General features: G+C 64.6%; 18 protein-coding genes. 3 read left to right on the forward strand and 15 right to left on the reverse strand.

What is annotated here, in order from left to right; all coding sequences use genetic code 11:
* Positions 1-80: 80 nt before the first annotated feature.
* Both A6A04_RS11265 and A6A04_RS11270 read right to left on the reverse strand, forming a co-directional pair.
* On the reverse strand, positions 81-1,358 hold the full coding sequence (locus A6A04_RS11265) for a family 4 glycosyl hydrolase (RefSeq protein ID WP_068492918.1): 1,278 nt from the start codon (positions 1,356-1,358) through the stop codon (positions 81-83).
* Between the two features lie 23 nt (positions 1,359-1,381).
* Positions 1,382-2,170, reverse strand: coding sequence for a glucosamine-6-phosphate deaminase (locus A6A04_RS11270; RefSeq protein WP_068492920.1), 789 nt, complete (start codon positions 2,168-2,170; stop codon positions 1,382-1,384).
* Between the two features lie 127 nt (positions 2,171-2,297).
* Here A6A04_RS11270 and A6A04_RS11275 point away from each other — a divergent pair, with 127 nt between their 5' ends.
* Positions 2,298-2,996 carry a class I SAM-dependent methyltransferase gene (locus tag A6A04_RS11275; protein WP_068492923.1) on the forward strand — a complete coding sequence of 233 codons (699 nt, stop codon included), beginning with the start codon at positions 2,298-2,300 and terminating at the stop codon, positions 2,994-2,996.
* Positions 2,993-3,961, forward strand: a complete 969-nt coding sequence (glk, locus tag A6A04_RS11280) for a glucokinase (RefSeq protein ID WP_068492925.1) — start codon at positions 2,993-2,995, stop codon at positions 3,959-3,961. The genes A6A04_RS11275 and glk overlap by 4 nt, the downstream gene beginning before the upstream one ends.
* Here glk and A6A04_RS21680 read toward each other — a convergent pair.
* The 13 genes from A6A04_RS21680 to A6A04_RS11345 all read right to left on the reverse strand — a co-directional run bounded on the left by A6A04_RS21680 (position 3,903) and on the right by A6A04_RS11345 (position 19,428).
* A complete protein-coding gene (locus A6A04_RS21680) occupies positions 3,903-6,950 on the reverse strand; it encodes an HD domain-containing phosphohydrolase (protein WP_082914866.1) in 3,048 nt (1,015 codons plus the stop codon). The two genes, glk and A6A04_RS21680, sit on opposite strands and share 59 nt — an antisense overlap.
* A gap of 99 nt (positions 6,951-7,049) precedes the next feature.
* Positions 7,050-7,760 carry a c-type cytochrome gene (locus tag A6A04_RS11290; protein WP_068492927.1) on the reverse strand — a complete coding sequence of 237 codons (711 nt, stop codon included), beginning with the start codon at positions 7,758-7,760 and terminating at the stop codon, positions 7,050-7,052.
* Positions 7,761-7,835: 75 nt separating this feature from the next.
* Positions 7,836-9,884: an EAL domain-containing protein gene (locus A6A04_RS11295; protein ID WP_068492929.1), complete on the reverse strand. Its 2,049-nt coding sequence runs from the start codon at positions 9,882-9,884 to the stop codon at positions 7,836-7,838.
* A gap of 115 nt (positions 9,885-9,999) precedes the next feature.
* Entirely contained in the window at positions 10,000-11,886 is a 1,887-nt protein-coding gene (gene uvrC / locus A6A04_RS11300) for an excinuclease ABC subunit UvrC (protein WP_068492930.1), read from the reverse strand.
* 432 nt (positions 11,887-12,318) lie between these two features.
* On the reverse strand, positions 12,319-13,098 hold the full coding sequence (locus tag A6A04_RS11305; RefSeq protein ID WP_245651172.1) for an SDR family oxidoreductase: 780 nt from the start codon (positions 13,096-13,098) through the stop codon (positions 12,319-12,321).
* Positions 13,098-14,027, reverse strand: coding sequence for a serine/threonine-protein kinase (locus A6A04_RS11310; protein ID WP_156612570.1), 930 nt, complete (start codon positions 14,025-14,027; stop codon positions 13,098-13,100). The genes A6A04_RS11305 and A6A04_RS11310 overlap by 1 nt, the downstream gene beginning before the upstream one ends.
* A gap of 73 nt (positions 14,028-14,100) precedes the next feature.
* Positions 14,101-16,218: an excinuclease ABC subunit UvrB gene (uvrB, locus tag A6A04_RS11315; protein WP_068492936.1), complete on the reverse strand. Its 2,118-nt coding sequence runs from the start codon at positions 16,216-16,218 to the stop codon at positions 14,101-14,103.
* Positions 16,215-16,568: an HVO_A0114 family putative DNA-binding protein gene (locus A6A04_RS11320; protein ID WP_068492938.1), complete on the reverse strand. Its 354-nt coding sequence runs from the start codon at positions 16,566-16,568 to the stop codon at positions 16,215-16,217. Before A6A04_RS11320 ends, uvrB begins: the two co-directional genes overlap by 4 nt.
* A complete protein-coding gene (locus A6A04_RS11325; RefSeq protein ID WP_068492941.1) occupies positions 16,565-16,852 on the reverse strand; it encodes a toxin-antitoxin system TumE family protein in 288 nt (95 codons plus the stop codon). The genes A6A04_RS11320 and A6A04_RS11325 overlap by 4 nt, the downstream gene beginning before the upstream one ends.
* 33 nt (positions 16,853-16,885) lie before the next feature.
* Positions 16,886-17,572: an RluA family pseudouridine synthase gene (locus A6A04_RS11330; RefSeq protein ID WP_068492942.1), complete on the reverse strand. Its 687-nt coding sequence runs from the start codon at positions 17,570-17,572 to the stop codon at positions 16,886-16,888.
* Between the two features lie 7 nt (positions 17,573-17,579).
* Entirely contained in the window at positions 17,580-17,822 is a 243-nt protein-coding gene (locus tag A6A04_RS11335; RefSeq protein ID WP_068492944.1) for a DUF1178 family protein, read from the reverse strand.
* Positions 17,823-17,890: 68 nt separating this feature from the next.
* A complete protein-coding gene (locus tag A6A04_RS11340; RefSeq protein ID WP_068492946.1) occupies positions 17,891-18,745 on the reverse strand; it encodes a substrate-binding periplasmic protein in 855 nt (284 codons plus the stop codon).
* A 20-nt stretch (positions 18,746-18,765) separates the two neighbouring features.
* The gene (locus A6A04_RS11345) at positions 18,766-19,428 is read right to left on the reverse strand and encodes a DUF2076 domain-containing protein (RefSeq protein ID WP_068492948.1); all 663 of its coding nucleotides are present in this window, start codon (positions 19,426-19,428) and stop codon (positions 18,766-18,768) included.
* Between the two features lie 134 nt (positions 19,429-19,562).
* Here A6A04_RS11345 and A6A04_RS11350 point away from each other — a divergent pair, with 134 nt between their 5' ends.
* Complete coding sequence (locus A6A04_RS11350; RefSeq protein ID WP_068492950.1) at positions 19,563-19,793, forward strand: FmdB family zinc ribbon protein; 231 nt, start codon at positions 19,563-19,565, stop codon at positions 19,791-19,793.
* The last annotated feature ends 10 nt before the right edge of the window (positions 19,794-19,803 follow it).

The raw sequence follows: 19,803 nt of genomic DNA on the forward strand, positions 1-19,803 counted from the left end.
ATCCACCCAGACGATGCCCTCACTGTGACAGGCTCCTTGCGGATGCTGCGGAGCCTAAAGTGCCAAAGTAGTGCTAGGCGTCAGACGCATTTGCGGATATAGGCCTTGTTGATCTCCCACAACTCGTCCAGCAGCTTGACGGCGGCATCGGTGGAGTTGACCACCGGATCGGCCAGCAGCGCCTGCAGCGCCAGTTCCTTGGAGGCGTGAACGGCGGCTTCCACCGCCAATTGCTGCACGCCCGCCTGCATCAGCGCCAGCTTCTGGATCGGCTCGGGCAGCGGCCCCAGCGATACCGGATGGATGCCCGCCGCGTCCACCATGGCCGGAACCTCTACCGCCAGATCGGGCGGCAGGTTGGGGATGACCCCGTTGTTCATCACCACCGCCGATTCCAGATAGTGGTGACGGTTATTGATGATGCCGTCCACCACCACGTCGGTGCGCTCGCCCACCGAATGGGTCCATTCCTCGGGCAGCGGTCCGCCCGCCAGCACCGCCTCGATATCGGTCTTGAGCTTGTCGCGGTCGCGGGCATCGGCGGCCCAGTCATAGCCGTGCTCGCCGCCTTCCCAGCCGAAGGACAGGTATTCGCCCAGATGGTCGTCGGAACAGGTGGGCCACAGGCCGTAGATGCCAAACATCTTGCGGCTGAATGGCTCGAAGCTGGGATCGAAGGTCTTTTCCTTCTCGCGCAGCAGCGGATACATGTCGGCGCCGGTCCAGCGGTTGCGGACCTGCAGCACCCATTGGAAGTGGTTGAGGCCGATGGCCCAGCATTCCGCGTCGTGCCAGGGCACGCCGGTGATGTGGCAGATAGCGCCGCGCGCCATGAAGATGCCGTGGCACAGGCCCATGACCTTCTGGGGCGTGTACTTGCCCACCGCCAGCACGATGCGGCTCTCCGGGTTGGAGAAGTTGAGGAACAGGGCGTCGGGGCAAAGTTCCTGCATGTCGCGCACGATGTCGAAGATCAGCGGCAGGGTCCGCATGGTGAAGAACAGGCCGCCGGGGCCGCCGTTCTCGCCCAATGTGTGGCGGATACCGTATTTCCTGGGGATGTCGAAGTCCTGCTTCCACAGCCGCATACGGTCGATGGCCACCGAATTGATCACCACCCGTGCGCCATCGAGGGCGGCGCGCCGGTCGGTGGTGCTTTCGATGATCATCTTGGCATTCCCGTCCCGGTTCATGCGCTCGGCCAGGGCGACCATGCGGGCCAGGGCCTCGGGATTGTGGTCCACCAGCACCAGGGTCGATCCGGCCAGCTTGTCCGAGGAAAACATGTCGCGGAAGGTGGACAGGCCGAATGACATGCTGCCGGCCCCCAGGAACGCGATCTTGCAGATATTCGCCATGACGATCCTCCCGTGAAGTCTTCTTATGGGCTCTGGAGGGCGGCCAAGGCCGCATCCTCTGCCTTATAGTCGTCCTTGAGCGTCAGCCGTGCCGCCGCCGCCTCGTCCAGCAGCATCACCGCATCGGCATGAAGTTGCAGGCTGGAGGCCGGAACCATGGCGGTGAGCGGTCCCTCCACCGCGAGAGCCACGGGCTCTGCCTTGGCGGCGCCGGTCGCCAGCAGCATGATGCGTCCCGCCGACAGAATGGTTCCCACCCCCATGGATACGGCGGTTCGCGGCACCTCCTCGCCATAAGGCGCGAAGACGGCGCGGTTGGTGGCCAAGGTGCTGGACCGCAACGCCACCACATGTGTCCGACCGTTCAGGCAGCATCCCGGCTCGTTGAAACCGATATGGCCGTTGACCCCGAGCCCGAGAATTTGCAGATCCAGGCCGCCCGCTGCCCGGATGCCCGCCTCATGGGCGGCGCAGACTTGATCCAGGGGGAGACCGGGGCACGAGTCGAGCAGATGCGCCTGGGCGGGGGAAAGCCGCAGGGGAGCGATCAGATGGTGGCGCAGGGTCCGGTGGCAACTGGCCGGGTGGTCGTTGCCGATGCCCAGATACTCGTCGAGGCCAAAGACGGTGATGCGGGAACAATCCAATCCGTCCTCGGCCTGACGGCGGACCAGATCGGCATACATGGCCAAGGGCGTCGCTCCGGCGGCGACCCCGATCACCGCGTCGGGCTTGCGGGCAATCAGGTCCGCCAGCAGGGCGGCGCCGCGCCGGGCCACGGATGGGGCGTCGGGGTGGATGAGAACCAGCAAGGAGACCTCCCCCGGCCATGGCGAATGCTCATATTTTACGCCGATTGCCGGAAATTGCATCAGCCAACCAAAGGGGGACTTGTCAATTCCCCGCCTTCCCGGTGACAATCGTGCCGGGAGGAAAACAATGAACACCAAAAGTGGCTGGCTCGATTACTGGGATGGCAACGTATCCCTTTACGTCAGCCCCCGGCACCTGGAAGCCCATTACCAGGGTCTGTTCTCCGACATCGAGGCCCTGTTGCCGCCGCCGCCGTTCACGCTGATGGACTATGGGTGCGGCGAGGCGCTGATGGCGCCTGCCCTGGCTGATCGGGGCGGATCGGTCATCTTGTTCGACCAGGCGCCGTCGCGCCGCGCTACCTTGCGCCAGCGCTTCGCCGGATTGAGCGGGGTTCGGGTGGCGGAAAGCCTGGAGGAGCTGGATGGGACCTGCGATCTGATCTTGATGATCTCGGTGATCCAGTATGTTCCCAAGCCCGAATTGTCCGCCCTGTTGCGCCGCCTGCGCCAAATCCTGAAGCCGGATGGCCGGTTGGTGATCGGCGATATCCTGAGCCCCGGCAATCATCTGGTGGATGATACCGTCGCCCTGCTCCGCTTCGCGCTGGAACAGGGTTTCCTGTGGGATGCCCTGGCCGGGCTGTGCCGTATCCTGGGCTCGACCTATCGCGAGGAGCGTCGTCGCCTGGGCCTGTCCTGCTATGCCCCGGACGAGATTACCCAGGTCCTGGCCGAGGCGGGCTACAGTTCCGAGCCGCTGGGTTGGAATATCGGCCATGCCCGCCACCGCCGCTCGCTGGTGGCCCGGCCGGTGGCCGGATGACATCGCCATCCGGCCTGCTGGCCGATATCGGCGGGACCCATATCCGGTTCGCCCTGGTGACGGGCGAGATCATCGAGCCCCTGGCCACCTTGCGTTGCGCCGATTTCGCCGGTCCCGTCCCTGCCGCCCGGGCCGCATTGGGGGACCTGCGTCCGGAGTGGGGAGCCTTCGCCGTGGCGGCGGTGCCCGAGGGCGACATCATGGACGTGGTCAATTCCGGCTGGCGCTTCTCGGTGGAGGAAACCCGCCGCGCCCTGGGGCTGGTCCGGCTGGAGGTCGTCAACGATTTCACCGCCGTGGCCCTGTCGCTGCCCCTGCTCGTGGCGGAACAACGGCTGCCCATGGGGGGCGGCACGGCCGTACCCCAAGCCCCCATGGCCGTATTGGGGCCGGGGACCGGACTGGGCGTTTCCTCCCTGGTTCCGGTGACTGGCGGGGGCTGGGTGCCCTTGGCCACCGAGGGCGGCATGGTCACCCTGGCGGCGGCCGACGAGGCCGAGGCCTTGATCCTGGCCCGGTTGCGCCGCGAGCATGGCCATGTTCCCGCTGAACTGCTGCTATCCGGATCGGGGCTGGTGGTGCTGTACCGTGTCCTGGCCGAGATGGCGGGAACGGCCCCCGACCCCCTGGCACCGGATCAGGTGGCGGCAAGGGCGATGGCCGGACAGTGCCGGTTCTGCGTCAAGGCACTGGATCATTTCTTCGCCCTGCTGGGCACCGTGGCGGCGGGGCTGGCCCTATCGGTCGGGGCCAGGGGCGGTGTGTTCCTGGCGGGGGGGATCCTGCCCCGCATGGCCGAGACGCTCGGGCGATCGCGCTTTCGCGCCCGTTTCGAGGATCAGGGGCGGTTCGCCCCCTATCTCGCCGCCATCCCCGTCTGGCTGATCACCGATCCTTGTCCCGCCTTCACTGGGCTGCGGTTTCTGGCGCGGGCTTGGGCTCCGGCGAACCGAGATAGGGCCTGATATCCACCCGGTCCATCTGTTCCGGGCGCAGGAAGCGCTCGGCGTAGCGCTGATACACGCCCGAAGTCAGGAACAGGTCGAACAGGTCGGGGTCGATGTGCTTGTCCTTCTTGAAGAAGCTGAGAATCTTGACGCATTCCGACAGGGTCTTGGGCTGCTTGTAGGGGCGATCCGAGGCGGTGAGCGCCTCGAAGATGTCGGCGATGGCGGTGATGCGGGCCGGAACCGACAACTGATCGGCGGTCAATTGCCGGGGATAGCCGGTGCCCAGCAGGGTTTCGTGGTGGGCGCCGGCATATTCCGCCACCCGCTGCAGATGCTTGGGGAAGGGCAGTCGCTTCAGCATGATGATGGTCTGGATGATGTGCTCGTTGATCTTGAAGCGCTCTTCCTCGGTCAGGGTGCCGCGGCTGATGGCCAGATTGTAGACCTCGCCGTAATTGTAGAGATTCTCGGGAATCTTGGTCTTGAAGCCATAGCTGGGGTCGAACAGCGCCGAATCCGACGGACGCGGAATGACGTGATAGGGCTTGTCGGCCAGCAGGGGTTCTTCCACCGGCATGGACCTGGGTGGCTCGGTGTAGCGCAGCAATTCGCCATGGGACAGGCCCAGGCGGTTGTCGAAATGGCGCATCCAGGTCCGGGTGGCGATGCGCTTCATCCGCTCGACCTTGTCGGGGGCCATGAACTCGCCGCCGACATTGCATTCGGCGATGAAGGCGTAGTCGTCGATCAGGGCTGCCTTCTCGGCCTCGTAGCGCTGCTCGGCCTCGGCGGCGGGCATGCCCTTGGCCATGGCCTCCAGCATCTCGATGCGGGCGTCGCGCAGCAGCACCTCGAAGCGGGTGCGGATCTCGTGGATGCGGTTATAGATGGTTTCCAGCTTGGTGGCCTTGTCGACCACATATTCCGGGGTGGTGACCTTGCCGCAGTCGTGCAGCCAGGCGCCGATCTTGAACTCGCGCCATTCCTCGGGGGTGTTGAACGAGAAGTCGGCCAGCGGGCCATCGCGCATCTTGCAGGCTTCCTCGGCCAGCATCAGCGACAGTTCGGGAACGCGTTCGCAATGGCCGCCGGTATAGGGGCTCTTGGCGTCGATGGCGCCCGCGATGATCTGGATCATGGCGTCCATCAGCCGTTCCTGGGCATCGAGCAGTTCGCGGTTGTAGAGCGCGGTGGCGGCCTGGGCGGCCAGGGCCTCGACGAAGCGCTGGATTTGCGGCGCGAAGGGGACGATGGCGCCGGTATGCTCGTCCTGGGCGTTGATCAGTTGCACGGCACCGATGACATCGCCGCCGCGCGGCTTCAGCGGCACGGTCAGGAACGATGTGGAGTGATAGCCGGTCTTCTGGTCGAAGGCCTTGGTGCCCGAGAAATCGAAATTCACCTGGTCATAGGCATCGGGGATGTTGACGGTCACCTGGGAATGGACGGCATGGCTGACCACGTTCTTGTGGTTGGGGCGCCCCTCGGGGTCCAGCAGGGGCACCGGTGGCAGCGACGGCGGCGGCTCGCCCTCGCCACCCATCTTGATGTTGAGGGAATCGCTGCGAATGATCTGGAAGCGCAACTGGTTCTCGTCGCGGATATAGAGCGTTCCGCCATCGGCGTTGGTCAGCTCCTTGGCGCCGAGCAGGATCATGTCCATCAGCTTGCCGGTATCACGCTCGGACGACAGGGCGATACCCAGATCGACCAGCCGTTCCAGCCGCCGATGCGCCGCCGCCAGTTCGGCGGAGCGTCCGGCGATGGTCTGGATCATCAGTCCGAAGGCCGCGGACAGCTCATTGAATTCCTTGATGATCGATCCCACCGGCGGCGGGTCGGAAAAGTCGAAATGACGGACCTTGTCGGCCTGGATCGCCAGGGTGCGAACCGCCCCGGCGATGTAGCGGGCGAACAGCATGGACAGTGGAATCGCCAAAAGCAGCACGATCACCGCGATCTTGACGATACGCTTTTGCATTTCCTCGATGGGACCGGTGAAGTCGGCGAATGGCGAGACGATGGCGATGGTTAGGGTGGTCCCCTCGCGGTCGGCCCATTCGGTCGATTGGGTCAGCACGTCTCCCAGCTCGGTCGGAACCAGGGCGGTGGCGCCGCTCGTCAAGGACGAAGACAGTGCCTTGATCAGGGGGCGGTCGATGCTGTCGAGCGGTGCCAGCGGCGGCGGCGTGCGGATCAGGCCTGTCAGCAGGGCGGGGGTCGCGGCCAGGATACGCTGCTTCTGGTCCACCAGGACGATGCCGCCCTTGGCCGAGACCTCCTGGCGGCCGATGAAATCGGCCAAGCCCCGGAGTGTGATGTCGACGCCAAACACGCCCTTGCCGCCCGGCAGTTGCCGCGAGGCGGTCAGGCCGGGTTCCTGCAAAGACGAGAAGACATAGGCTTCCGACAAGGTCGCGTCGGAATTGGCCATGGCGGCCGAGTACCAGGGGCGCTGGCGAGGGTCGTAGGTGGCGTTGTCCTTGATGATGGCGGTGCCCAGGGGGACATGCTGGTCGTCCAGGAATTTCCAGGTTTCGTGCCGGATGCCATCCTCGCCGGTGATGATGCCGCGCAGGATATAGCGGGTGCTGTCCGGCGCCTTGTGGGCGGCCAGGATGCGATGGTCGCCGCGACTGGCGATCACCTGGAGGAAGTTGCCGTTGGCCTGGCCCACATAGGCGGAATACAGGTGGGGGTTCATCTCCAGCGCCTGGAGAATGAACGATAGAGCGCCGTGGCTGGCGGGATCCTTGCCGATGGGTTGCGACGCCCCCGGCATGACCGCGCCAAGGCCCGCGAGCTCAAGCAGATCGTTGATCTGGCCATCGACCTTGTCGGCGACACGCGCGGTCACCTGGGTGAACAGTCGGGCGGCCCCGGCCTTGGCGGCCTGGGTGCTGGCGAAATAGATGCTGATGGCAGTGGCGATGGATAGGCAGGCAACGACAAAAGCGATGATCAGCACGATGCTGACCTGAAGTCCAAGACGTGGCCTGGTCATTCCCGCGATCCCCCAGTGATTATCGGAGTTCAACTTCCGATGATCGGGACGATAACAAGATTGTCCAGGCTCGCCAAGGGCTACAGGGGGGCTGGCAATTCAATCAAGAAGGCTAGAGAGGTAGGCCCAGAGATTTGTCCAGTCCGTGGCGGTTCTTGCCCGCAGAATGTCGAGGTCGTCATGGTGGCGCTTTCCCGTCAGGAAATTGTCCACCTGGGTCTTCAGATAGGCGATGTGCTGGCCCGCCAGCGGCGGCTTCTTGACCCGGCCTTCGCCCTTGCGGCCATGGCAGGCAGCGCAGTCGGCGGCGAAGAATGCCTTGCCCGCCTCGATATCGCCCGGCTCGTGCGGGATTTGCAGCACCTTCTTCATGATCTGCAGCCGGGCATAGCCGTCCTTGGGCAGGTCGGCGGGCGGCTTGGTGTCGAGTTTGACCTCGGAAAGATAGCGCGAGACGTCCAGAACATCGCTTTCCGACATTTCGCGATCCACCGCGAAGGGGATCATGGGAATGTTCTCGCGCTCGCGGGTCTTGAACTTCTTGAACTGCTCGGCCAGGTAGTCGGCGTTCAGGCCGCCGAGGCGGGGATAGGCGCCGCCGCCGCCGCCCGCTCCCAGCTCGCCATGACAGCCGGCGCAGATGCGCATGACATCCTTGGCGTTCTCGGCGTCATAGACATAGGGCTGACCCTTGATCATCACGCCGCTGAACGGAGGCTGCTGCTGGGCCTGGGCATCGCCCGGCGCTCCCAGGCCGATGCCGCAGGCCAGGGCCAGCAGGGCCAGCGTCGCGGAAAGTCCATGCTTCATGACCGGAATGCTCCGAACGGGGATGGTCCTGCGTCCGGTATCCGGCAAAGGGCGCGGCCTTCGCTTTGAGCGCGGTCAAGTGGCGGTGATCGGCCTCAGCTTTTCCACCGGCTTGGGCGTGCTGATGTGGAACCCCTGGCACAGATTGATTCCCATCTCGCGCAACAGGTCCATGGTCTCCTCATCCTCGACGAATTCGGCGATGGTGATCATGCCGAAGCGCCGCGCCATGGAATGGACATGCTCGACCATGATGCGGTCGCGTTCGTCGGTGACGATCTGGCGGATGAACGAGCCTTCGATCTTCACATAGTCCACGGTGATGTATTTGAGATAGAGGAAGGACGAGAAGCCGCTGCCGAAATCATCCAGCGCGAAAGCCAAACCCTGGGCGCGCAGCTCGTTGACCATGGTGACCACATCGCCGAAATGGGGCAGGGCCTCGCGCTCGGTGATTTCCAGCACGATGCGGCCGGGATTGATTCCGGCGGCCTTGAGGCGGTGCGGAATGTCCATCATGCGTTCGCGGTTGGTCAGACTCTTGGCCGACAGATTGACGAAGACCTTGGCATCGCCCAGCACCCCCGAGGCCAGGGCCTCGATGGCGCGCTCGAACACGGCGTTGTCGATCTCCCCGGCCAGACCCAGTTCCTCGGCGGATTCGATAAAGTCTCCGGCACAGACCGACTTGTCGCCGTCCACCACCCGGGCCAGTACCTCATAGGCCTCGATGCGGCCATCCTTGGCCGAGACAATGGGCTGATAGAAGGGGACCAGACGGCCCTCGGCCAGGGCGGTACGCACCATCTCGCCCTGGCTGAAGATAACTGCGGTGGTGTCGTCGGCCTCGCCGATCACCGCCACCTGGTTCTTGCCCGACCGCTTGGCCTTGTAGAGCGCCACATCGGCGGCGATCACCAGCTTCTGCGGGTCGTCGGCGTTCTCGGGATAGCTGGCCAGCCCAATGCTGGCGGTGACGCGCACGCCGCCCACCGGCAGGCCCAGGGCCAGATCGGTGATGGTCTGGCGCAGCTTTTCCGCGACCCGCAACCCTTCTTCCGGGTCGGTTTCGGGAAGCAGCACCGCGAATTCGTCGGCGGCCACCCGGGCGACCACATCGGTTCGGCGGACATCGCGCACCAGGACGCTGGCGATTTCCTTCAGCACCAGATCGCCGATGGGGTGGCCGAATGTGTCGTTGATGTTCTTGAAGTCGTCCAGGTCGATCTGGGCGATGCAGAAGGAATGCATGTTGCGCTTGGCGCGGTCGGCCTCGTGGCCGAGGAATTCCTCGAACTTGCGACGATTGTAGAGCCGGGTCAGCGGATCGCGGATGGACAGCTCCTCCAGGCGGCTCTGGTAGTCCTCCACCGTATGCAGCAGCTTGTTGAAGTATTCCGACAGATCGGCGACCTCGGAAATGATGCCCGAGGTCTTGACCCGGCGCGACAGGTCGGTGTGCTGGATGATTTCCTGCATCAGCGCCACCATGCGGGTGATGGGCTGGGCCACCAGCAGCTTCAGCTTCCAGTAAAGCGCTCCCGACAGCAGCAGCAGGATGGCGAAGAAATAGGCCAGCACCGTGTTCAGCACGTAGTCCAGCGACACTTTCAGCGAATGGATGGGATAGGTGATGTCGATGATGCCGTTGATGTCGCCGACCTTGGCCTCGGTGTGGCAGGCCAGGCATTCCTCCTTGGCCTTGACCGGGTAGAGGTAGCGGATGCCCGTCTCGCCGGGGATCAGTTCCTCGATGCCGCTGGTCAGCACCTTTTGCAACAGGGGGTCGGAATTGAGGCGGGCTTGGTCACCACTCATCTCGCCGAATTGCCGGATCACGACCGGGCCACGGATGACGTCGATGGACAGGTCGGGCAGCGCGGTCTGCAGACGGACGATGACCTCGGAAATCTCCGCCTTGCTCCAGCCCTTGCGCATGGCGGAATACAGCGCCTCGAACACCAGGGTCGAGGTCTGATGGGCTTCGTCGCGGGCCAGATCGCGCACCGATTTCTCGCGCACCTCGCCCGAGATCAGCAAGACCACCGCGAAGGCCAGGGCCGTGGCGAGGAGGGAGAGTAGGAACACCACCCGGGTGATGCTGATCCTGGTCGGCTTGTTCAACTATAGCTCCCGAGCGTTCCTCCCATTCCCCCTCCGCTGTCTTATCGCGTCGGCCAGCCCGGTGTCCATGAAATTGAAATAAATGTAATGCATTGTCGCGAAACGTCACAACCCATCAGGTGTCGGAGTGGAAGTGGTCGTGGATTTTTCGCGCCATGGTGCGACTGATGCCCTCCACCGATTCCAGATCCTCCAGGCTGGCCGAGGCCACTTCCCGCGCCGAGCCGAAATGGTGCAGCAACGCCTTCTTGCGCCGGGCGCCGATGCCGGGCACGTCGTCCAGCTGGGATTGGGACAGGCCCTTCGAGCGTTTGGCCCGATGGGTGCCGATGACAAAGCGATGGGCTTCGTCGCGCAGCCGCTGGAGGAAATAGAGCACCGGATCGCGGCTTTCCAGCGACAGCGGCGGCCGTCCCGCCATGAAGAACCGTTCGCGTCCGGCATTGCGGTCGGGTCCCTTGGCGACGCCCACCACCGCCACCTCGTCGATGCCCAGTTCGGCCAGCACTTCCAGGGTGGCGTTGAGCTGGCCCTGGCCACCATCGATCAACACCAGGTCGGGCCACAGTCCCTTGTCCTGGTCGGGGTCTTCCTTCTGGGCGCGCTTGAAGCGTCGGGTCAGCACTTCGCGCATCATGGCGAAGTCGTCACCCGGCGCCATGTCGGTGGATTTGATGGTGAACTTGCGATAGGCCGATTTCATCAGCCCGTCCGGTCCGGCGACGATCATGGCGCCCACCGCGTCGGAGCCCTGGATATGGCTGTTGTCGTAAACCTCGATGCGGGCGGGGGGCGCCTCCAGGCCGAACACCGTGGCGACGCCTTCCAGCAGCTTGCGCTGGGCGCCGCTTTCGGCCATGCGGCGCCCCAGGGCCTCGCGGGCATTGGCGGCGGCATGCTCCACCAGCTTGACCTTGTCGCCGCGCTGGGGCCGCAGCAGCGTCACCTTGCGGCCCGCCTTCTCGGACAGGGCGCGGGCGACGATGGTGGCTTCCGCCGGGTCGACATTGACCATGATCTCGGCCGGGGGCTGCTTGTCGGCGTAGAACTGGCCCAGGAAGGCGGCCATGATCTCCTCCGGCTCGGCGTCCTGGGCATGGATGGGAAAATACGAGCGGTTGCCGTAGTTGCAGCCCGAGCGGAAGAAGAACACCTGGATGCAGACCTGGCCTGCCGCCATGTGCAGCGCTACCACGTCGGCCTCTTCCACCTCGGCCGGATTGATGTCCTGGTGGGCCTGGATGCGGGCCAGGGCGCGGATGCGGTCGCGCAGCACGGCGGCCTGCTCGTATTCCATGGCCTCGGAGGCGGCTTCCATGGCGGCGGCAAGCTGGCGCTGGATGCGCTGGCTACGGCCCGACAGGAAGTCCTTGGCGCCTTCCACCAGTTCCATGTAGTCGGCATGGCCGATGCGCTCGACGCACGGCGCCGAACAGCGCTTGATCTGGAACAGCAGGCAGGGCCGGGTGCGCGATGCGAACACCGAATCCGTGCACGAGCGCAGCAGAAAGGCCCGTTGCAGCGCCGCCAGGGTCTGGTTGACCGCCCCTGCCGAGGCAAAGGGGCCGAAATACTCGCCCTTGCGCGAGCGCGCTCCCCGGTGCTTGACCACCTGCGGCCAGTCATGGTCGCGGGTCAGCAGGATGTGGGGGAAGCTCTTATCGTCCTTGAGCAGGATATTGTAGCGCGGACCCAGGGTCTTGATCAGGTTGCTTTCCAGCAGCAGCGCCTCGACCTCGGTGGCGGTGGTCACCACCTCCATGGCGGAGGTCTCGGCGATCATGCGCTGGATGCGCAGCGACTGCTTGTCGGGCCGGGTATAGGCCACCACCCGCTTCCTCAGGCTTTTGGCCTTGCCCACATACAAGACGTCGCCCTTGGCATTGATCATGCGGTAGACGCCGGGGGTGCCGGGCAGGGTGGCGAGAAAGGCCATGATCACCTTGACGCCCGAGGCCAGAGGCGTCGCGGTTGCGCTTTCCGAGGGAAAATCATTGGGCATGAGTATGACCGGAAAGGCAGGGGAGATGGGTGGGGAGATCTGTCACGGAAGTATATCTTTGGTGAAGGAGGGTGATTCTCTCTTGCGCTGCGGGATATCCACGAAAGCTGTGGATAAGTCTGTTGGCAAAGGGGCCTGGGGCAGGGGTCCCCCAAGAGTCTCCTAGGGGTTGACCGGTGTGCTCAATTTGTAGGCATAAAACGATGAATTGTTGCATTTCAATGGGTTAGTATCTGTCAAGCGCAAACAAAATGCAAATCACGGATTATTTTTCTGGACAGTTGCCCCGGTCATGGTGCAGCCCCGTCCCGGCGGCGGGCTGTGTAAAACTTGATATTTCCGGCGTGTTACAAGGGGTTCCGGGGCGACGTTGGAACGGTTTTCCCGATGTCTCCAAGGGATAGGATCGGTCCTTACTACGGCGGAATCTACTCATTCCTCCGCAGGATCATCTCCGGTTGCCCAACACAGATGCTGACCACCGTCCAGCGCGATCATCTGGCCGGTGATGGACGGGGTGGCCAGCAGGAAGCGGATGGTGTGGCAGACCTCCTCGGGCGAGGTGCCCCGGGCCAGGGGCAGCGCCGCCACCTGATCGGCGAACTGGGTGTCCGACTGGCGCTGGCTGGGTAGGGCGGGGCCGGGACCGATTCCCACCACCCGGATGCGCGGTGCCAGGGCCAGGGCCAGGGTCTGGGTCAGGGTCCACAGTCCGGCCTTGGACAGGGTATAGGTGGTGAAATGGGGCGTCAGGTTCCAGACCCGCTGGTCCAGCAGGTTAACCACCAGCCCCGAGGCCTCGGCGGGCAGCAGGCGGGCGAAATCCTGGGTCAGGACGAAGGGCGCGCGCAGATTGACCTCCATATGGAGGTCCCATGATTGCCGGGACGCCCCCAGGGCATCGTCGCGTTCGAAGGTGGAGGCATTGTTGACCAGCAGGCCCAGGGGTCCCACCGCCGCCGTCGCCCGTTGCACCAGGGTCGCCACCTCGTCCTCGCGGGACAGGTCGGCGGCAATGGCGGAGGCTCGGCCTCCGGCGGCCTCGATCTCGGCCACCACGGCCCTGGCCTCCTCCTGGGAGCGGGAATAGTGCACCGCCACCGCGAACCCGGACTGGGCCAGGTCCAGGGCCACGGCACGGCCGATCCGCCGTCCGGCCCCGGTGACCAGGGTGGCGGGGGGCAAGGCGGGAGAGATCGGTGGCGGCGCCACTACGACCCGGCGGCCTTGGGCACGATGGTGCCGGAAAGCTTGCGGCTGGGCAGGACCTTGACCTCCGGCCTGCCCGCCACTGTGCGCGGCAGCGGAACCTGATCGAGTCCGGCCAGGACCTCGCCGGCATGGGCGGGGCGCTTGGCGGGGTCGGATTGGGTGCAGGCCGCGACCAACGAAACCAGTTGCGGCGGGAAATCGCCCGGCAGTTCCGCGAACTCGCGAGTTGGGTCGGGCAGGCGGCCGGTCAGGACGCGATGGGCGATGATGCCCAGGGAATAGACATCGGCCCTGGGCGTCACCGAGGTGGCGTTCTCGCGCTGCTCGGGGGCGGTGTAGTCGACGCCGCCCATCCAGTGGTCGGGCATGGGCAGGTTCTTTTCCTGCAGCTTGATCATGCTGAAGTCGCACAGCTTGACGGTACCATTCTGGGTGGCAGTCAGCAGGATATTGGTCGGCTTGATGAAGCGGTGCACCAGATTGCGCCGATGCAGCGCCAAGGTGGCCGAGGCCAGTTGCTTCAGCACCAGCAGCGCGCGGGGCGGGGCCATGCGCCTGGGTTTGTCGCGTTCGTCGGCAGCGGCCTGCTCGACCGGGTCGGTGAAGTCCTTGCCGATCTCGTAGGGCAGGTGCGCCGCCATGTAGGGCATGACGAAATAGGGCCGTCCGTCGCCCATCTGCTCCATCACCTTGACGCCGATGATGTAGGGATGATCGAAGCTGGCAAGGACGCGGGCCTCGGTCAGGAAGCGGGCCTGCTGCTGCGCCGGACTTAACGGACAGCTGCTTTCCGGCAAGGGATTGAACAGCTTGACCGCCACCGGCACCTGAAGGTCCGGGTCATGACACAGAAAAATGCGGTCATATCCGGCGGTAACCACCGCCTGGTGGATGATGTATTTGCCGATGCGCTCCATGGGACTCTTCAACCCACCCTGCCCTGATTCGTTACAGTCTAGCAGACTGGAATCGCTTCGTCCCCCTGGTCGTAACGGTGGCTTGTCAGCGTCCGCGCCCGCGTCCGCGCCCCCTGCCTTGGGGTTTGCCCTGGGCGCTGCGCTTCGGGGGAGCCCCCACCTCGATGCCGAGGTCGAGGGCTTCCAGCCGACGCAATTCGTCGCGCAGCCGGGCGGCTTCCTCGAATTCCAGGTCGGCGGCGGCGGCCTTCATGCGCTTTTCCAACTCGGCCTTGACCTGGGCCAGGCTTTTGCCGACGGCATGGCCGATGCCGATATCCTCGGTGGGAACGGTCAGGTAGTCCCTCTCGTAGACGCTTTGCATCACGTCGCCGATGGTCTTCTTGATGCTTTCCGGGGTAATGCCGTTGGCGATGTTGAAGGCCTGCTGCTTCTCGCGCCGCCGGTTGGTCTCGGAGATGGCGTAGTCCAGCGAGGCGGTCATCTTGTCGGCATAGAGGATGACCCGGCCCTCGATATTGCGCGCCGCGCGGCCGATGGTCTGGACCAGCGAGGTCTTGGAGCGCAGGAAGCCTTCCTTGTCCGCATCCAGGATCGCTACCAGGGCGCATTCCGGGATGTCGAGGCCTTCGCGCAGAAGGTTGATGCCCACCAGCACGTCGAAGGCGCCAAGCCGCAGGTCGCGGATGATCTCGATCCGCTCCAGCGTGTCGATATCCGAATGCAGGTAGCGCACCCGGATGCCGTTGTCGTGCATGTATTCGGTCAGGTCCTCGGACATCTTCTTGGTGAGCGTGGTGACCAGGATGCGGAAGCCCTGGCGGGCGACCTGGCGCACCTCGGCCAGCAGGTCGTCCACCTGGCCCTCGACGGGCCGGATGATACAGACCGGGTCCACCAGTCCGGTGGGACGGATGATCTGTTCGGTGAAAACGCCGCCGGTGCGCTCCATCTCCCACGGTCCTGGCGTGGCCGAGACATGGATGGTCTGGGGCCGCATGGCCTCCCATTCCTCGAATTTCAGCGGCCGGTTGTCGATGCAGGATGGCAGGCGGAAGCCGAACTCCGCCAGGACACTCTTGCGGTTGAAGTCGCCGCGAAACATGCCGCCGATCTGCGGCACTGTGACGTGGCTTTCGTCGACGATCAGCAGGGCGTCCTCGGGCAGGTATTCGAACAGGGTGGGCGGCGGCTCGCCGGGATTGCGGCCGGTCAGGTAGCGGGAATAGTTCTCGATCGACTTGCAGTGGCCGGTGGTCTCCAGCATTTCCAGGTCGAAGGTTGTGCGCTGGTCCAGGCGCTGGGCTTCCAGCAGCTTGCCCTCGGCGTTGAAGCGCTCCAGCGTCTCCTTCAACTCGGCCTTAATACCCTTGATGGCCTGGGTGACGGTGGGACGCGGCGTCACATAGTGGCTGGACGGATAGACGATGATCTCGGTCAGGGCGCAGGTCTTCTCGCCGGTCAGGGGATCGAATTCGTTGATGCTCTCCAGCTCATCGCCGAACAGGGACAGCCGCCAGGCGCGGTCCTCGTAGTGGACCGGGAAGATTTCCACCGCGTCGCCCTTGACCCGGAAGGTGCCGCGCTCGAAGGCGGCTTCGTTCCTGGTGTATTGCAGCTCCACCAGCCGCTTCAGCAGGTCCGAGCGGTCAATGCTCTCGCCCACCACCAGCTTGACGGTCATCCGGGCATAGGAGTCCACCGAGCCGATGCCGTAGATGCAGGAGACCGAGGCCACCAGGATGACGTCGCGCCGCTCCAGCAGCGCTCGCGTCGCGGCATGGCGCATGCGGTCGATCTGCTCGTTCACCGCCGAATCCTTCTCGATATAGGTATCGGTGCGGGGAACATAGGCCTCGGGCTGGTAGTAGTCGTAATAGGAGACGAAATACTCCACCGCGTTGTTGGGGAAGAAGCCCTTCATCTCGGCGTAGAGCTGGGCCGCCAGGGTCTTGTTGGGGGCCAGCACCAGCGCCGGGCGTTTGGTCCGGGCGATGACATGGGCCATGGTGAAGGTCTTGCCCGAGCCGGTGACGCCCAGCAGCACCTGATCGCGCTCGCCAGCCTCCACCCCGGCCGACAACTCGTCGATGGCCTGGGGCTGGTCGCCCGCCGGGCGGTAGTCGGAAACGATCTCGAACGCCGCCTCGCCTTGCGGAAGGGCAGGGCGTTCCATGAAGGGAAAGGCGAGCGGGCGGGTCATAGCACGAACCGGGCGTCAAGCTGGCCATAGGGCGCCACCACTCCGGCCGGGGTGCGTTGCAACAGGCCCAGGCGGCTCAGTGCATCCACGTCGCGATGGACATTCTTGTAGTCACGGTGCAGATCGGCAGCCAAGGCCTTAATGCTGGGCACATGGTGATGGCGGACATGGCGCAGCAGATGCAGGCGCTTGGGGGTCAGGGTAGCCAGCAAGGATTCCAGGTCGGGAAAGGTGTGATGGGTTTCCGCGACCACGGCACCGCTTTCGGCCCGCTTCCAGGCATCGACAAACCGCCGCCCCATGTCCTCGGGGGTTCCGATTCCGACCAGGACCTTGTCATCAGCCGTCATGGCTCGCCTCTCAGTTTCCGCACATCGGCCAGGAAATCGGCCACCAGCGCCTCGGGAGTGGTGAAGGCATAGGCCTCCTCGCCTCCATCCACATGGCGGTTGTCGCCCTTGCCGCGTTCGTTGTCGTAGCCCACCAGCCGCCGTCCGTCCCGGCCGTAATACAGGCTGTATTTCAGGCCGTGGCGACTTCCCGCCACCGGATCGGGAACCGCCCAGATCACCATCTCCAGGAAGGCGCCATCGGGGTAGTCCATCCGGTCGTAGAAGAGTCGTCGAGCCTTCATATGGTCTACCATGCCATATCGCGCGCTATGGCGTCAAAGGCCATCCCATCCGCAGTCCAGCAATGCCTGCCTCATATGCTCGGGCACCGGGGCGGTGGCGGCGATGGGCGGCTTGTTGGGCGAGAGCGGCGGCAGGCCGATGGAGCGGGCCAGCAGGTGCAGCCTTATCTTGGTGTCGGGATCGGGGCCGTAATAGGCATCGCCCAGCAGCGGGCAGCCCAGATGCTTGGCGTGGATGCGGATCTGGTGGGTGCGCCCGGTGCGCGGCCGCCACTCGATCCAGCTCAGCCCATCGGCGCGACCCAATACCGTCCAGTCGGTGACGGCCTGCTGTCCGGCGGAATCGACACGAATGCGCCAGCCCTGGCCCCGGGCCGAGACCTTCAGCAGCGGCGCGTCCACGGTGCCGCGCTCGCCCTCGGGGCCGCCATGGCAGACCGACCAATAACGCTTGTCGACCCGGTGGGCGGCGAACAGGCGGCCCAGGCGCTTGATGGCCTTGTCGTGGCGGCCCAGTACCAGGCATCCGGCGGTGTCGCGATCCAGGCGATGGGCAAGGCGGGGGGGATGGGCCCAGCCGAAGCTGAGCGCATCCAGATACAGTTCCAGGTGGTTGGGAGAGTTGGGCCCGGCATGCACCGCCAGCCCGGCGGGCTTGTCCAGGACGATGACGTCCTGGTCCTTGTAGAGCACGCGGCCGAGAATCTGGTCGGGGGTCAAGTCCCGGTCAGTGCTGCCCGGCGAAGGCGCAGCCGCCGCAGCCCATGGGGGTGCCGCAGCTGGGGGCGGGTGCCGGGGCCTGGCGCGACTTGCCCACATTGGGGGCCATGATGGCCTTGGCCACGTCTTTGTCGCCGCATTCGGGACAGGCCAGCTCGCCCGCGTCCTTCTTGGTGTCGTAGTCGCCGCTGTTGGAGAACCACTCCTCGAAGTGGTGGTCGTGGGAACAGCGCAGGGTATAGAGAATCATGTCCGGGTCACTCCGGTGGAAACCGCTCCCTATATACGGGAGCGGTTTGCCTGGATGCAACGGTGCCGTCAGAAATGGGGACGCTGTGGCCATGTGGAAGGATCGGGGGGAGTGTCTGGGCCTAGATAACGCTCGTATCTGGCACGAATGGCTGCCCTGCTGCCATCGGCAACCATGCTCTGATACGCGGCTCTGACACGATCAAGCAGCGCGGGGTCGGTCTTGTTGGACGTAACGGCGCAGAAGCTGAACTTCTTGATGGGCAGACTTCGTACGGCACCGAGATCCATTCCCTTTTCCTCAAGAATGAAGCGTGCGGCAGAATCGAACGAGGCCCAGGCGTCGATCCGGTCCATCATCAGCAAGTCGGCAAGTTGGTCGTTGCTCTTGACGAGATGGAGGTCCGTATAGCCTTTCTCAACAAGGTAATCCCTCAAGGTATAACTGAGAAAGGCCCCGATCCGAGCAGTCAGAGGCAAATCAATGAAAGACGTATACCCCTTCTTTGCCTGGACGATCAAAGCGTGGGTCACGGTCTCGAAGCAGAACGGCCATGTAATGGGGTGCTTGTCAAAGGCTTCGGGGGTCTTGGTTCCGGCAATGAAGATGCCGGTCTCTTCTCCCACATAGCTAAGAGCCCGATTACCAGGAAGATCAATGACATTGACCTGCAGATTGGCGCGGCGCAATGCCTCGGTCATGATCTCCGTGGCATAGCCACCGCGATGTTCGCCCATCTTGGTGGCGATGGGCGGATAGGGATAGACCGCGTAGGTGATGCTTTCGCGTTCGTCGGCAAAGGCCTGTCCCGATGATGCCAAGACCAGGATCGCCAGAATCACCCGAACTGGCGAAGCCGCTCCGCCCATTCGTCGAAGGGCTTGCCAGGGGGTGAGTAAGCGGTACAGGCCAGCGGCAATCATGGAATATACGTTCCCTGTCCTCAGAAATCACCACCGCCGCCATCATCCCAGCCACCGCCGCCGTCATAGCCGGGATCATAGCCGCCGGTATCGCCGACATTGGTGTCGTAGGTGGGCTGGGCGCCGGTATCGGCGGCGGGTGGGGTGGTGTCGGCTACCGGGCTGGCATGGGTCGCGCCGCCATTGCCGCCCGCGAACATGCCGGAGATGGAATTGGCCAGCAGCATGCCGCCCGCCACGCCTACCGCCGCTCCGGCGGCGGTGCGCAGGAAGCTGCCGCCCGCCGAGGGCTGCTGGCCCCAGGGACCCTGGGGCTGGGCATACTGGGGTTGGCCGTATTGCTGGGGCTGGCCGTATTGCTGGGGCTGGCCATAGGGTTGCGGCTGCGTCTGGGGAACCGAACCGCGGCCCCAGGGATTGGCGGGCTGGCCAAAGCCGCCGGCCTGCTGCTGCGGTTGCGGCGCCCCGGCCAGGCGCCGTTCCAGCTCGTTGATGCGCGCGTCGCGTTCCTTGATGGCGTTTTCCTGCACCACCACCGCTTCCACCAGATTATAGGCGGCATCGGGCACGGCACGCATGCGCTCATTGATCAGCGCCTCGGCATCGCGGTCCTTCTGGCCGCCCGCGATGCGGGACAGGCGGTCGAACACGTTCAAGATCAGGTCACGTTCCTGGGGGGTCATGATCGGGTATCCCGGCGGGTTGAGACAACTCGGCTATGAATGTAGGGAGGTTTCGTCGCTTGTCCAACGCAGCTTGCGGCATGGCTCTTGCTTGTCATGTTTCCAGTCATCGAAAAATTGTTCGAGAGGGAACAATGCCGCTTTACACCTTCCGCTGCGTCAAATGCGATGCCGTGTTCGAGACATTGGTGCGTTCCGACGACACTCCCGCCTGTAGCGCCTGCGGCGCCACCGAGTTGGAGCGTCAGATCGGCACCGTCGCCCCCGAGGCCAAGATGCCCGGCGTGCTGGGCAAGGTCCGGGCCCAGGCGGCGCGGGAAGGGCATTTCAGCAACTACTCCAAGTCCGAGTTGCGCCGCCGCTGACCCCCACCGG

The organism is Paramagnetospirillum marisnigri, assembly GCF_001650715.1.
GTDB classification, from domain to species: Bacteria; Pseudomonadota; Alphaproteobacteria; order Rhodospirillales; family Magnetospirillaceae; genus Phaeospirillum; species Phaeospirillum marisnigri.